Origin of the sequence: Litoribrevibacter euphylliae, from assembly GCF_042646085.1 — a bacterium.
GTDB lineage: Bacteria > Pseudomonadota > Gammaproteobacteria > Pseudomonadales > Litoribrevibacteraceae > Litoribrevibacter > Litoribrevibacter euphylliae.
In genome coordinates this window covers 22,098-36,790 of record NZ_JBHRSZ010000001.1, presented here as the reverse complement: position 1 = coordinate 36,790, position 14,693 = coordinate 22,098, and the positions used below count along the sequence as shown (strand labels likewise).

Sequence of the window (14,693 nt, the reverse complement as noted above, 5' to 3'; positions counted from 1 at the left end):
CTTGCTCTAAAGGGGAGATAGACAAGGTGTTATAGCACGCTAAGGCACCTCGTCTATCAGGGGGGATATTCATAACACTACAAAGGGTTATTTTATGATCGAGCTACTGACCTCGTTACCCGACTCAAGCTTCTTATCTCGCATTCAGTTTGCGTTTACCGTGAGCTATCACATCATGTTTCCGACCATCACCATCGGCTTGTCGCTGTACATTGCCATCATGGAAGGACTCTGGCTAAAAACCAAAAATCCGGTGTATTTACAGCAGGTAAAATTCTGGATGAAACCCTTTGCCATTACCTTTGGCATGGGCGTGGTCTCTGGGGTCGTGCTCTCGTATGAGTTTGGCACCAACTTCAGTGAGTTCTCAACCATTGTTGGGCCGGTACTGGCGCCCTTATTGGCCTATGAAGTACTCACCGCCTTCTTCTTGGAAGCCGGTTTCCTCGGCATTATGCTGTTCGGTTGGAATCGGGTCTCACCTAAGGTGCATTTCATCGCCACCTGTACTGTAGCCATAGGCACCGTGTTTTCATCGTTCTGGATTCTGGCCGCTAACTCCTGGATGCACACTCCCGCAGGCTATGAAATTGTCGATGGCGTATTCCACCCGACCAGCTGGTTGGAAGTGATCTTTAATCCATCCTTCCCTTACCGCTTATCCCACATGTTATTGGCCACCTGTTTGTCCGCATCATTGTTGATTGCAGGCATTCACGCCTATTACTTATTAAGAAAACAACACACCGAATTCGCCAAAGTGGGCTTTTCCTTTGCGATGAAGGCCATTCTGGTATTGGCGCCATTACAAATTGTTGTCGGTGACTTCCACGGTTTGAATGTGGCCGAACATCAGCCTGTGAAGCTGGCCGCAATGGAAGGTATCTGGGAAACCGAAAAAGGTGCGGATCTACGCTTATTCGCCATCCCCGATCAAGAACAGGAAACCAATCACTTCGAAATCGCCATTCCTAAAGCCGCCAGCCTGATCATCAAACACGATCTGGACGGTGAAATTGCCGGACTGGATCAAGTCGCTAAGGAAGATCGCCCGCCAGTATCCGTGGTGTTCTTCTCTTTCCGAATCATGCTCGGGCTAGGCGGCTTAATGTTATTACTCGGTTTGGCCGGTTGGATGGCCCGCAGAAAAGGCCGATTATTTGAGTCCAAGCCTTTGCTAACCTTCTCTGTATTGATGATTCCTGCCGGTGTCATCGCCACATTGGCCGGTTGGTACGTGGTTGAAGTGGGTCGTCAACCTTGGTTAGTACAAGGTCTGGTGCGCACTACCGAAGTGGTTTCTCCGCTGCCAGCACAACACGTGGCGTTTTCATTAGCCTTGTTTGTCACCGTCTACAGCATTCTCTTCATCACCTATCTGTACTTTATGCGCAAATTGGTTCGCAAAGGGCCAGCCAGCGTCGAGTCCTTGATCAGTAATGGTGAAGACGATGACGACTTACCAGCGACCTTAAACCCGGCGCAAGTGGATGTAGGTTACACCCAAGAAATGTCCGACTACATTGATGCTCACAACACAGACACACGCAAAGGAGATCGCTAATGGATATTGCACTGGTTTACCTGTTATTGATCGGCTTTGGCATTCTGGTTTATGTACTGCTGGATGGCTTTTCCCTAGGCGTAGGCATTCTATCACCGTTACTGAATACGCCAGAAGATAAAGGTCTGGCGATGAAGAGCTTATCGCATCTGTGGGACAGCAACCAAACCTGGCTGGTATTCGGCGGGGTGGTATTGTTCGTGGCCTTCCCAAGCGTCTACAGCTACGTGCTGTCGAATCTCTACATCCCGATCATCTTGATGCTGATTGCGTTGATCTTCCGTGGCGTCGCCTTTGAATTTCGTTTCAAAGCCGATTCCAGTCAAAAATGGTGGGACATCAGTTTTGCGGTCGGTTCCACCTTAGCCACCTTCTGCCAGGGCTTGATTCTTGGTGCGCTGGTCGGTGACATGTCGACGCCAAAAGCAATGGATGAACCCATTCAATGGTTAACCCCTTTCTCCATTCATACCGGAGTAGCCTTAGTGGTGGGGTATGCCCTGCTCGGCGCATGCTGGTTGATTCGAAAAACCGAAAACGGTTTGCAACAACGCGTCAAAATGCTCGCTAAGGTGTTGCTAATTGGCATGCTGTTCTTCCTGGCAATGGTCAGCGTCGAAATGCTACTGGAACAACCCGCCATTGCAGAGCGCTGGTTGGATTGGCCGGGGAATATCTGGTTAGCTCCCATGCCGTTATTAACCGCGTTCTTCGCCTATAAACTGTGGAATTTATTAAATTCGGAAGAAGAACACAGCTTGAAGCCATTGGCCTATGTGATGGGCTTATTTGCCACCGCCTTTGCAGGCTTGGTTGCGGGGATTTTCCCTTACATCATTCCGGGTCGTTTAACGATTTGGGACGCCATTGCCCCAGATAAGTCGGTGTACTTCACCTTAGTCGGCATTTTGATTTTCATTCCGATCATCATCGCCTATAACGTCTACAACTATAAGACGTTCAGCGGTAAGACCAGTCTGAAGGATGGATACTAATGAAACGCACACCGGAGCATTCTCTTCGTAATGCCGTGGCGCTTTACCTGGCGGGTGTCTTTACGCTCGCTGTGGTGGCCTACGGATGCAAAGCCCTGCTGGGCTTTCTATAACCTGTAATCTGTGTTCAAAACAACGGAGTAAGGCGCTTGTTCAGAAGTGCTTTAGTGCCTTACTCCCTGATGCACCTTTAAAAACTCCGAAGGCGTCATCCCAACGTGCTTTTTAAAAGCATTCACAAAGTTGGAACTGTGGTTGTAGCCAGCGATATAAGCTGCTTCACCAATGCTCCGCCCTTCAATAGTCAACGCACGTTTGGCTTTTTCCAACCGATACTGCCGAACATAGGCTGAAGCAGTCTGCTGAAAACAAGATTGGAAACGACGCTGTAACGTACGTTCACTCATATTGAGTGCCGCGGCTATGTCATATAAGCACGTATGATGCTCTAACTGTTCATCAATGGCTTGTTTGAGTGCCAGAGACGGATTACTCACAGCCACCTTGGACTGCTCATTCAACGTCTTGAGATCCTGATGCAACTGATCAATACAATCGGACAAGAGCTGCATGGTCAAAAACTCTGCTTCTAACTGTCCCGAAAAGCCTTTCTCCTGATTAACGGTAAACAAACGCGTGGCTTTCTCTACTACCTCGTCATCCGGTAGCCAATGCAACACTCGCTTATGTGTAAATAAATGACTCAACAACTCGCTGTCATTGGACGATTTGCAACGGCTTTCTAACCATTGGCGCTCTACGAACACATTTACTTTCTTAATGTGCATGCCGGCGCACATGGAACGGGTCAAAATATCCGAAGAATTATTAACGATGGCAGAGCAACGTATGCGTCCCTGATCCGGACCGATAATGTGTTTTTCATTGGCGAAGGAGAAATTAATCTGGCCAGAAAACATGAAGTTGAAACTCAACCCTTCCGGTAACTCCATGGTGCTTTCGGTGTTTTGATGCTCAACCGCATCCATCACATGCATCGACAAACCACGTTGAAACGTCAGGTACTGAAAGTGCCCCGCCATCACTGGCAGACTCACGTCTGCACCACGAATGTTCTGGCTTAAGCCCAATCGTGACTGCAAGTCTCTCAGGTCTTGTAGAAAGATAGTGTTGGTATTCATACGCCTTAATGTTTCCCCCTGACTACCTCATGACGGTAACGCATAACACTTTGTCAGCTTTGAATAACGATCTTCGCTGATCCTCCAATACGTTGGTGATATTATAAATGAGAATCATTAGCATTAAAAATAAATTTACATCACCACGGTAGCTAACTGAGAAAACGACGGTGGTTATTGCTGTCACTCACTGTCTACCAGGATTTTGCTTAACTCATATACCAACACAGGATTAAGGTAATGACGAAAACCAAGCTAGCGAGTAAGGTCAGTTATCTGGCTTTGGCTGTTGCCGCGGCCAATATTACCTGCGTATACGCCGACGAATCGCCTTCTCAAGCCATCACAGATTCCGCAGCAACTAAGACCAGTTCGACCATTCAGGTGATTGGCACGGAAGAAGATGGCTTTAATGTCAGCATGACTGACGACATGATTGAGAAGCGTCAGGTCACCGACCTGGAAGACATGTTCCGTCACGAACCCTCCATTACCGTAGGTGGCGGCTTGCCGGTGGCTCAGAAAATCTATGTGCGCGGTATTGAAGACACGCTACTTAATGTCACCATCGACGGTGCCACGCAAGCAGGTTACCTCTATCACCACCAAGGCCGTGTCAACGTAGAACCGGAATTGGTGAAAAACGTGATCATTAAATCCGGCGCCGGTAACGCCACCGACGGCGCGGGCGCGTTGGGTGGTGCTATCCACTTTAAGCTTAAAGACGCCAAAGACATGCTCAGAGAGGGCGAGCGTTTCGGTGCCTTAGCAAAGACCTCTTACTTCAGTAATAACGAAGGCTGGAAAAATCACCTCAGCGCCTACGGTATGTTGAACGATGACTTTGGCTTGTTAGCCAGCATCACCCGCTATGATACCGGCGACAACTACTCCGACGGTCATGGCGACGAAGTGGATAACACCGAGTTCGAACAAGAATCCATCCGTTTCAAGTTGAGCGGTACCCTACTCGAAGACCACTACCTGGCTCTGAGCTACGAAGAATATGACGACGACGGTACCCGCTTTGCCCGTCCGAACATGGTCGATATCGGCTTACACCCTGCCTACCCAAGTACGCTGGTACCTCAGGAGACGCATCGCGAATCAGCCATCTTCAACTATGGTTACAACCCTGATTCGCCTTGGATTGATCTGAAATCCACCGTGTATTACAACGACAGCTACCTCACCAAAAAAGGCGATGTTTATGCGGCCAACTGGCCACCCGCCGGGCCACCACCAACCTGGACCTTTGCTGATTACTACGATGGTAAAGCCCACGGGGCCGGTATTGAAAGCTTAGGTTTTGATCTTCGCAACACCAGTCGTATTGGCAAACATGAAATTACCTACGGAGCCGAATATCGTGAAGACGAAGCCTATCTGGTGAAAGGTTATTTGGATGACTTCAACAATGAAGAAACAGAAATCGCCGCCCTGTATGTCCAGACCGATATCCAACTTGCTCCGTCTTTACGCTTGAGCACAGGTATCCGTTACGACGACTACGACTACACCGACAATCAAGGTGAAAACTTCTCGGACGACGCCATTAGCCCGAACGCCACCTTGAGCTTGGACATTTCCAACGAGATGGAGATCTTCGCCAGTTATGCCCAAGCCTTCAAAGGAGTGAGTAGCCCAGAAGCCTGGTTCCTTGAATTTCCTTACTTGAATCAGGCGCTGCAAAGTTATCGTGGCCCGGATATTGGCGGCGCTGTGCCACTGACTGAACTGCAAGCGGAAAAATCAGACAACCTTGAATTTGGCTTCAAATACGAAGGTGTCAACTTTGCTGCCAGCGGGGAAATATTCTCTCAAACCATTGAGAACGCACAGATCATTAGCGGCTCTCAAGGGGTTCGTTACAGCTTTGGTGACGACGTAACAGTAAAAGGTTATGCCTTCCGCGTGGCTTACTTCTGGGATGATCTAACCCTTAATGCGGGCGTCTCTCTCAGCAAACCGAAACTGGGTGGAGAACCACTATCCAGTGGCGACATGGGGCTGGGCACCGCCTATGGCCGCACCTGGACCACAGGTCTCGAATATCAAATGCAACATAATTTGACCTTAGGTTGGAACGCTCGATTGGTTCAACGTCTCAAAGACGTGCCGGAAGGCCAAGACGAGAAAGCCGGTTATGGCATTCATGATGTCTATGTTCAATGGCTTCCAACAGAAGATCTGACTCTTGGTTTGGCTGTGAACAATATGTTCGACAAGTTCTACTACGATCAGGGCTCATTCTTCTCGATGAGTGAAGGCGCCGACCCGATTGGTTTGCCGGAACCGGGACGAGACATCCGCGTGTCTGCGGCGTATCAGTTCTAGGGAACGATTGAACACACAATCCAAAACCAATCACAACTAAACGCAATAACGATCAAGTGCCACAGGGATGATAAACGCTCAAGGAATGAGCACCTCCGTTCTTGTTCAACGCACTGATGATCATAACGACCAACCACAGGGTAAAGCACTATGTCGTTTCATTCGTTAAAACTCTGGCTTCATTTGTTCAAACCCTTGTTCATGTGCACCGCATTGCTACTGACGGGTCTTGCTCAGGCCAGCATTGAAATCACCGACATCGCCAATCGTAAGGTTACGCTGGAACAACCGGCACAGCGTATTATTCTCGGAGAAGGTCGATTCCTGGCAGCACTGGGCGTGCTTGGAGTGAAACAACCACTGGATCGAGTGGCCGGGATGATGAACGACTTTAAACAATTTGATCCGGCGGGTTATCAGGTTTATCAACAGGCCTTTCCTGAGATTGATCAAATCCCAACCTTCGGTCAAACCAGTGAAACCAGCGTCAGTATTGAAAAGATTTTGGAGTTGAAACCGGAAGTCGCCGTGTTCGGTCTAGACGGTCATGGACCGGGGGCAAAATCAAAACAGGTGATTGATGTCTTAACCTCAGTCGGCATTAAAATCGTGTTCATTGATTTCCGCAAGAAACCGATTGAGCACACCGCACGCAGTATCGAAATTCTCGGGCAAGTATTGGGTTACGACCAGGCAGCCAAGGCTTTCAGTAGCGCCTATCAAACCAAACTGGGCCATATCCGAGACACGCTCTCAGACGTGCCCGAAAGTGCTTACCCCAAGGTGTTATTAGATATTTGGGCCAGCACCAAAGAACCCTGTTGTTTCACCATTGCGGAAGGCTTATTTGCAGAGATGGCAAGATTCGCTGGCGGTATCAGCATTGCCGAAGGCCAATTGCCCGGACCGGTCGGAAAGATCAGTGCGGAATACGCCTTAATCTCAAATTTCGATGTCTACATAGGAACATCCTCAGGTGTACAACTTAGCGCAACCACCAGCACATCAACTCACTCTAGCACCCGCACTGGTGAAAGTTACTTAAGTCTGATCATGGGCGCTCAAGTACCGAACGACATTGCTCAAGCCTCTCTGAAACAAGTGTTGTCACACAGGAACTTTGATCGACTGGCGCCCATTCAAAACGGCCGCAGCTATGCGCTTTGGCACCATTTCTACAATTCACCACTAAACTTGTACGCCATTGAATCCATGGCCAAATGGTTTCATCCAGAGTTGTTCAAAGATCTCGTGCCTCAAAAAACACTCGATGCCTTGCTGACAGGTTTCAGCCCAGTGGATCTCAGGGGTACATACAGTTCACAACTACCGATCAGTAAATAACAGTTAGCAAATAACAAATAAATTAAACGACGAGATAGGAATCGCTAAGCATGCTTCAAACCATCAGTTCCGTCACAGCGGAAAAGGCCGAAAAATACCAGGACATGCTGGGCAAACACTTTGCCCGAAAAGTCTCAGTAGAAACCAACACACACCAATCTGTTGTGTACTTTCCCATGGGAACCTGTCGAATCAGTAGCGAAGGCAGTAAATTGCACTTTCAATGCGAGGCCGAAACGGCTGATGCGCTCGCAGCAATTCAAAGCATCATTGATCGTCATATCCCGCTACTTAAAGCCATTCGCGACACCCAGTTGGTGTGGACTGAAACGCCTTAGGGAGTCTCTGGTTAGGTTCGTTCAAGCTTAAGAAGCATCCTTCAAGGTCACTTCTTATTCTTCACCAACCACGCATGTAATTTTTGATACAGAACATTAGGGTCAACGGGCTTGGTAAGGTAGTCATCCATGCCCGAATCAATGCACCGCTCCCGATCCCCTTCCATGGCGTTGGCCGTCATCGCCAAAATCGGAATAGAACGGTAGCGATCACCGGCTTCGCCACGTCGAATACACCCTGTAGCTTGATATCCATCCATTTCCGGCATTTGACAATCCATCAAGATCAAATCAAACGGCTCATCATTCTCAGACGCTTTTAAAACCTCAAGAGCATTGGCACCATGCACCGCAAAGGCATGTTTCAACACCAGTTTATCGAGCAGACCTTCGGCCACCATCCGGTTAATGTCGTTATCTTCCACTAACAAAATACGTGTCGATTCCGGCCATGGCATTTTAGGCGTTTCTTGCTCCGAGGAAACACGCTTAGGTGGACTGTCTGTCTGCCGACTCTTGACGTCGACCAACGTGAGTGGTGCCGGAGTATTCGCGTTCCGCTCAGATGGCATAACCACGGACAATAACAGTCGGGCCAATTCCGTTGGAACCACAGGTTTTTCCAATACATCAGCCCATACGATGGCCGAATCAACCAGCTCACTTTGATCACTGCCAATCGGTCGCAGCAGCACCCAAGGTTGCTTCCTGAGTACAGGGTGTTTATTGGCATCAAACGACTCTGGTATCGTCAACGCCAACTCCCAGTCAACCAAGATCACATCAAATGCCGTTTCCAAATCATCACTGAGCAAACCCCTCACGGCATGCCATGACTCAGCGTACGTCACATCCATTTCCCAAGCATTGAGCTGCCGTTCTAATACATCATGCGCAACCGTATAGCTGTTCGCAACCAGTACCCGTTTAAGCTTAAGATCGGCCAATTCGTTGTCAGTCGGAATATCGTCCGCATCAATCAAAGCAGGCCCTTCCGCTTTTGGTTTATCTAATTTCACATAGAAGCTAAAGACGCTGCCCTGACCAGGCTGACTGCTGACCTCAACATCACCTTGCATTAAACGGCACAGCTCTCTGGTGATTGCCAAGCCCAAACCGGTGCCACCGTATTGTCGGGTGGTAGAGGCATCCACTTGAGTAAATTGATCGAAAATTTTGTCCGTCTTGTCGGCACTGATACCTATGCCGGTGTCTTCCACATAACAGTCAAAACACCATTGCTCGCCTGTATCGGTTAATACACCACGAACCAAAATATGACCTTCGGATGTAAATTTAATGGCGTTACCGATGAGGTTGGACAGCACTTGGCGTATTCGGCCGATGTCCCCCAACACCATCACATTGGGTACTTCAGCGGTATCCAAAATGAATTGCAAATTATGTTCGTAAGCTTTGATACCAAAACTCTTGGCGACATCACTTAACAAGGTCACCAGATTCAATTCCAGTTGTTCCAGTTCTAAATGACCAGCTTCGATTTTAGAGAAATCAAGAATGTCGTTGATCAAGCCCAACAGAAACTCACCGCTGGAAGTAGCAACATCAGCATACCCTTTTTGAGTGGCATCCAGGTTGGAATTTTGAAGCAAGTAGAGCATACCTAATACGCCATTCATCGGCGTACGAATCTCATGGCTCATGGTTGCGAGAAACTCGCTTTTCATCCGCGCACCACTCTCTGCCAAGTCTTTGGCTTTGATCAACTCTTCGCGCACTCTGACCCGTTCATCAATGTCTTGGTAAGAGCCATACAAACGCACACATTTTCCACCTTCAAACACACCACTGCAGGTCACTTTAACCCAAATAATGTGGCCATGGGCCGTGGTAATCTGTAACTCCTCAGCCCAATCTTTATTGTGCTCAATGGCGTCTTCGAGGCGTTGTTTAATTAAGGCGCGTTTTTCATCGTTATTTATAAACCACCATGCCGACGTCGCGGTCGGAACAAAATCCTGATCCACGCAGTGAATAATTCGGGTCATAGCACTCCATTGAATCTTATGATCATCAATGCGCCACTCCCAAGCACCTATGCGACCTTGCAGGCTCATTTGTTCGAGCATTTCCTGCTTGAGGACAATCTCCTTGGTGCGGTTGTCAACCTCCTGTTCTAATTCATGATTGAGGCGTTCCATGGTTTGCTTGGACTTTATAATCCGGTGCGTCATGTCATTAAACACCTCCTTAAAGCGCTCCAATTCATAAGAACCAAAGGTATTCAGGGTCACACCGGACTCTTCAAGATTACTAAGGTTGGTCGCTTCCATTTTGGAAATGAAGGTATCCAACGCCTTCACCAAGTAGCGTTTGAAGGCCCAGATAAATAACAACCACAGAATGATGGTCTTAATAATGGCGTTAATAATGATGGTCAGAAAATTGTATTTAACCTGATCAAACACAATCTTATTACTCGAAAAGAAGGTTACGGCACCAATCTTTTCTTTGTAATAGGTCACGGGAAAATGATACGAGAACAGTCCTAATTGTTCTTGCTTCTCGTACTCCATAGGCTGTAAGGGAGTACCCTCAACCGTTTCTGTAGATTGCCCTTCGGAATCAGCAGCACTGGCATTACGTTCTCTAGCATCAGAGCTTTCTTCAAGTTCCGTATGAGTACTTTCTGTATGAGTGCTTTCTGTATGAGTACTGCCAATATTAAGAAAGCCTCGCTCCAAAATTAACGAACCTTTGGCATCGAACACATAAATGCCTTCAATATCCTGGAGCTTTTCCACACCATCGAGCATGGCATTCAACTGCACGTGATCAAAATTCCACAGTGCATGACCAATGCCTTCATAAAAGATGCCTTGATAGGCGATAAAGTTGTCCTGAATGGAGGACTTTTTGAGCAAGTATTCATTCGTCATCTGAACAGAGGTAATGGCAATGGTGATCAGAATGTAAATTGAGAATACAATACGAAGTAAGCGAATCGCTAAGGAGTATTGTAATCTGGGCCGAGGTTGCTTATTAGTGGCATCCACTGCACGCATAGACTGTTCATTCACTTGAGCAGATGTTCGAACCATAAGATAAGAATGTCCTTCACAAACTCGCGGTGTAATCTTGGACTGGGAACCTCAAACGTATACTTACTTCCTAAAATGTAGCCTACTTTAATGAATAGTTAAGTAAGCCAGATCAATGGTTGTACTCGACTTTTGTCCAATTGGCTTTGAAGTCAGAACCACCTATGCTTAAAACCACACTAAAATCATAACCTTAACCTCGAATTACCGAGTTCAAGGCAAAGTACCGGGTAGTATCGCGTTTTATGTCCACATGGTTGATCGCACTGTTCTCTTTTGGCTACGTTTGTTTGCTGTTCTTTATCGCCTGGCACGGTGACCGAAATGCACAAACCAGTTCAGATACTGGCCTGACGCCAGACAGCCCTCGTAGTTCACCGTGGATTTATAGCTTAACTCTCGGCGTTTACTGTACGACCTGGACCTTCTTTGGAGCCGTTGGTCAGGCATCCCAAAGTCTCTGGTCCTTTTTGCCCATTTACCTAGGACCAATCCTGGTTTTCCTATTGATGTGGCGCTTTTATGCACGCTTGATTCTGGTATCCCGGCGGGAAAACATTACCTCGATTGCCGACTTCATCTCAGCTCGCTATGGCAAACATGAAGGGTTGGCAATGCTGGTAACGGTCATTGCGGCTATTTCGGTCTTGCCTTACATTGCGTTGCAGTTGAAGGCCTTGGTCATGGGGTATATGGCGCTGACCGGCAACGACCCGACCGACCTTGCCCACATCAACGACCGACAGGACATTGCCCTGACCGTAGCCGTGACCATGGCGGTGTTTGCAATTTTTTTCGGCACCCGACACATGTCGGCCAATGAACACCATCGCGGTCTGATGCATGCCATCGCCTTTGAATCGGTCGTAAAATTGGTGGCCTTTCTGATCCTGGGCGGTTATGTCACCTATGGCTTATACAACGGTGTCGGTGACTTGCTGGGGCATGTTGAATTACAAGCCGCAACCAATCCTCAACTGGAAAACTGGCTATCAAGTTCGCCGTTTACCAGCAGTATGCTGGTGCAAGTATTGTTAGCCGCAGGCGCGTTCATCTGTTTACCACGACAATTTCATGTGGCCATGGTTGAAAACACCCACCCAAGAGACTTCCTGGTGGCCCGCTGGATTTTCCCGGCCTATCTGATTTTGGTGGGCTTGTTTGTGATTCCTTTGGTGATGGCCGGAAAACTAATGCTGGGCGACTCGGTTTCCGCCGATACTTATGTATTGATGTTGCCTATCGAAGCCAATCAACCGGGCTTATCGCTGTTGGTATTCCTGGGGGGCTTTTCCGCCGCCACCAGCATGGTCATCGTCTCAACGGTAGCATTGAGCATCATGGTAAGCAACCATGTGGTCTTGCCTTTCCTGCTGCGTAAAGATCAAGTCAAAAACAGTAACTACCTTCACTTTCGAGGAATATTACTCAACGCTCGACGCACCACCATTCTGATGCTGCTGTTCTTTGCGTATCTGTTCTATCGTTTTATTGAAAACACCGAAGCCTTAGCCACCATAGGTCAAATCGCCTTCGCCGCTGTGGTACAGCTGGCACCGGCGATGTTAGGCGCATTGCTCTGGCAAGATGCTAATCGTTCAGGCGTGATCATAGGCTTGGTGCTGGGGGTCAGTGTCTGGTTCTACACTCTGATTTTACCCATCTGGATCGAACATTTACCCTGGTTAGCTGCGGTAGTCTCCAGCCTTCCGAACTGGTTACAACCGCAAACACTTCTTACCATCGAATGGTTTGATCCGGTCACGCGCGGCGCGGCGTTGAGTCTCTTATTCAATCTACTTGGCTTTATTGTCGGGTCGCGCTATTTCAAAACCCACATCAATGAACGCATTCAAGCCACACGATTCCAAGGCACCCAGCTGGAATCGGTAGACCAACAAGAGAGCTTGTTAAACGTACGCATTACTCAAGAAGAGCTGGTCGCAATTGCCAGCCGCTTCATAGAACAAAGTAAGCTTAGTACCTTGTTTAGTCATCGTCCCGCGAATGAACGCGCCAGCCAGCAAGACATCGAACAGGTGGAGCATTTGATGAGTGCCGTCATCGGCGCCGCCTCCGCCCGCGCCGTACTCAATGCCGCCATTTCCGGGCAACAAGTGCCTTGGCATGATGTCGAAGCCATTGCCTCAGAAACCTCTGAGACCTTACAAGTCAGCCGAGAGTTACTGCAGCACGCCATTCAGAGTATGGGACAAGGCATCAGTGTCATCGACAAAGACCTCAAACTGTTAGCTTGGAATCACCAATATTTAGAACTGTTTAATTATCCGACGGAACTGATCCAAGTCGGCATGCCCATTGAAAAGCTGATTCGCTACAACGCTCACCGTGGTCTATGTGGCCCCGGTGATGTGGAAACTTTGGTGCAAAAACGTATTAAGCATCTACAAGCCCCCAAAGAACACGTGTCCGAACGAGAACGGGAAGACGGCACCGTTATTCAATTGCGCGGAAACCCGTTGCCCGACGGTGGGTTTGTGATGAGTTTTACCGACATCACCACCTTCCGCCAAGCAGAGCAAGCCCTGGTTAATGCCAATGAAGCCTTGGAAGAGCGTGTGCAGGAACGCACCGACGAACTACGCCAACTCAATCGTCAGTTGATTCAAATGACTCAAAAAGCCGAGCAAACCAGTGCCAGCAAGAGTCGTTTCATTGCCGCCGTCAGTCATGACTTAATGCAACCGATGAACGCCGCCCGTTTATTTACCTCAGCGCTGATGGACGATCTTCATCGGAACACCACAGCATCAGATCAACAGCAAGGATCGAATCAACACGATAGATCGAATCAGCAACGATCTAATCAGCAAGAGTTGTCAGCCTCCATCGATCAATCACTGAGATCGGCCGAAGATATGCTGACCGATCTGTTGGATATTTCTCGCTTGGAATCCGGCACCCTCAAAGTCTCTGAAGACCTCTTCGCACTGGATAATTTACTGGGCCCCATGATTCAAGAATTCCAACCCATGGCACAACAGGCGAGCTGCCGATTGAATTATGTCAAAAGCACATTGTTGGTAAAAACCGATCGCCGTTTACTGAGACGTATTATTCAGAACTTTATGACCAACGCCATTCGTTACAGCCAGGGCTGTCGGGTGTTAGTCGGCTGTCGTTTGCGAGACGATAAAATATCCATTCAAGTGTTGGACAGTGGGCCTGGCATTAAAGACACTGAGCTCGACAATATCTTCAATGCCTTTACCCAGCTGGATGAACATCAACGATCCAATGACCGTGGCTTGGGTCTCGGACTGGCCATCGCCAAAGGCTTTTCCGACCTGCTAGGTGCAGACATTAAGGTGGCTAGCACCCTTGGTAAAGGCAGTCTGTTCGCCATCGAATTACCAAACGCCGGTCGCTTGGCAAGAACGGATCTCATGCAAGATTCATCTCTGTCACAAGGCTTTCCGGTATATCAAGGCGCCTCTATACATAAAGACAGCGCATACGCTTCGTTATCGCCTAATCCATCACATACGCCTCAATATGTGTTGTGCATCGACAATGAACCCGAAGTGTTGAAAGGCATGTCGGCACTCTTAACGCGCTGGGGCTATCAAGTGCTGGAAGCCAGTACTACCGAAGAAGCGGTGGAATTATCCAAACAACATGAACTGAGCTTGGTGTTGATCGACTACCATCTCGATCAAGAACAGCTTGGCAGCGATGCTTTGATTGCTCTGCGTAACCGCACCAGCTACGACGGGCCTGCTATATTTATCTCTGCCGACGGACGCTCCAATGTCAAAGACACGGTAAAAGAGCTGGGCTGTGAGCTGTTAAGTAAGCCGATTAAACCAGCGAAATTAAGGGCTCTCATGCGCAGTCTTCAGAAATAAACCGAAATTAAAGCAAAGAGTTAAGGAATCTCAGAATAAAAA

8 protein-coding genes are annotated in these 14,693 nt (G+C 48.3%); 6 read left to right on the top strand and 2 right to left on the bottom strand.

What is annotated here, in order from left to right:
• Positions 1-94 precede the first annotated feature (94 nt).
• Together ACFOEK_RS00135 and ACFOEK_RS00130 are read left to right on the top strand one after the other, a co-directional pair.
• Positions 95-1,564, top strand: a complete 1,470-nt coding sequence (locus tag ACFOEK_RS00135) for a cytochrome ubiquinol oxidase subunit I (protein WP_386714347.1) — start codon at positions 95-97, stop codon at positions 1,562-1,564.
• Positions 1,564-2,559: a cytochrome d ubiquinol oxidase subunit II gene (locus ACFOEK_RS00130; RefSeq protein ID WP_386714344.1), complete on the top strand. Its 996-nt coding sequence runs from the start codon at positions 1,564-1,566 to the stop codon at positions 2,557-2,559. The genes ACFOEK_RS00135 and ACFOEK_RS00130 overlap by 1 nt, the downstream gene beginning before the upstream one ends.
• A 164-nt stretch (positions 2,560-2,723) precedes the next feature.
• Here the strand turns inward: ACFOEK_RS00130 and ACFOEK_RS00125 are convergent, their stop codons facing one another.
• Positions 2,724-3,701, bottom strand: a complete 978-nt coding sequence (locus ACFOEK_RS00125) for a helix-turn-helix domain-containing protein (RefSeq protein WP_386714341.1) — start codon at positions 3,699-3,701, stop codon at positions 2,724-2,726.
• Between the two features lie 240 nt (positions 3,702-3,941).
• On the opposite strand from ACFOEK_RS00125, the gene ACFOEK_RS00120 reads away from it, so the two are divergent.
• The 3 genes from ACFOEK_RS00120 (at position 3,942) to ACFOEK_RS00110 (ending at position 7,720) form a co-directional block, all read left to right on the top strand.
• Positions 3,942-6,038, top strand: coding sequence for a TonB-dependent receptor domain-containing protein (locus ACFOEK_RS00120; RefSeq protein WP_386714338.1), 2,097 nt, complete (start codon positions 3,942-3,944; stop codon positions 6,036-6,038).
• Between the two features lie 150 nt (positions 6,039-6,188).
• Positions 6,189-7,382: a hypothetical protein gene (locus tag ACFOEK_RS00115; protein ID WP_386714335.1), complete on the top strand. Its 1,194-nt coding sequence runs from the start codon at positions 6,189-6,191 to the stop codon at positions 7,380-7,382.
• A 50-nt stretch (positions 7,383-7,432) separates the two neighbouring features.
• A complete protein-coding gene (locus ACFOEK_RS00110) occupies positions 7,433-7,720 on the top strand; it encodes a DUF2218 domain-containing protein (RefSeq protein ID WP_386714332.1) in 288 nt (95 codons plus the stop codon).
• A gap of 47 nt (positions 7,721-7,767) precedes the next feature.
• Here ACFOEK_RS00110 and ACFOEK_RS00105 read toward each other — a convergent pair whose 3' ends face one another.
• Complete coding sequence (locus tag ACFOEK_RS00105; RefSeq protein WP_386714329.1) at positions 7,768-10,782, bottom strand: ATP-binding protein; 3,015 nt, start codon at positions 10,780-10,782, stop codon at positions 7,768-7,770.
• 245 nt (positions 10,783-11,027) lie between these two features.
• Between ACFOEK_RS00105 and ACFOEK_RS00100 the strand changes: the two genes are divergently transcribed.
• A complete protein-coding gene (locus ACFOEK_RS00100) occupies positions 11,028-14,651 on the top strand; it encodes a hybrid sensor histidine kinase/response regulator (protein WP_386714326.1) in 3,624 nt (1,207 codons plus the stop codon).
• Positions 14,652-14,693 lie beyond the last annotated feature (42 nt).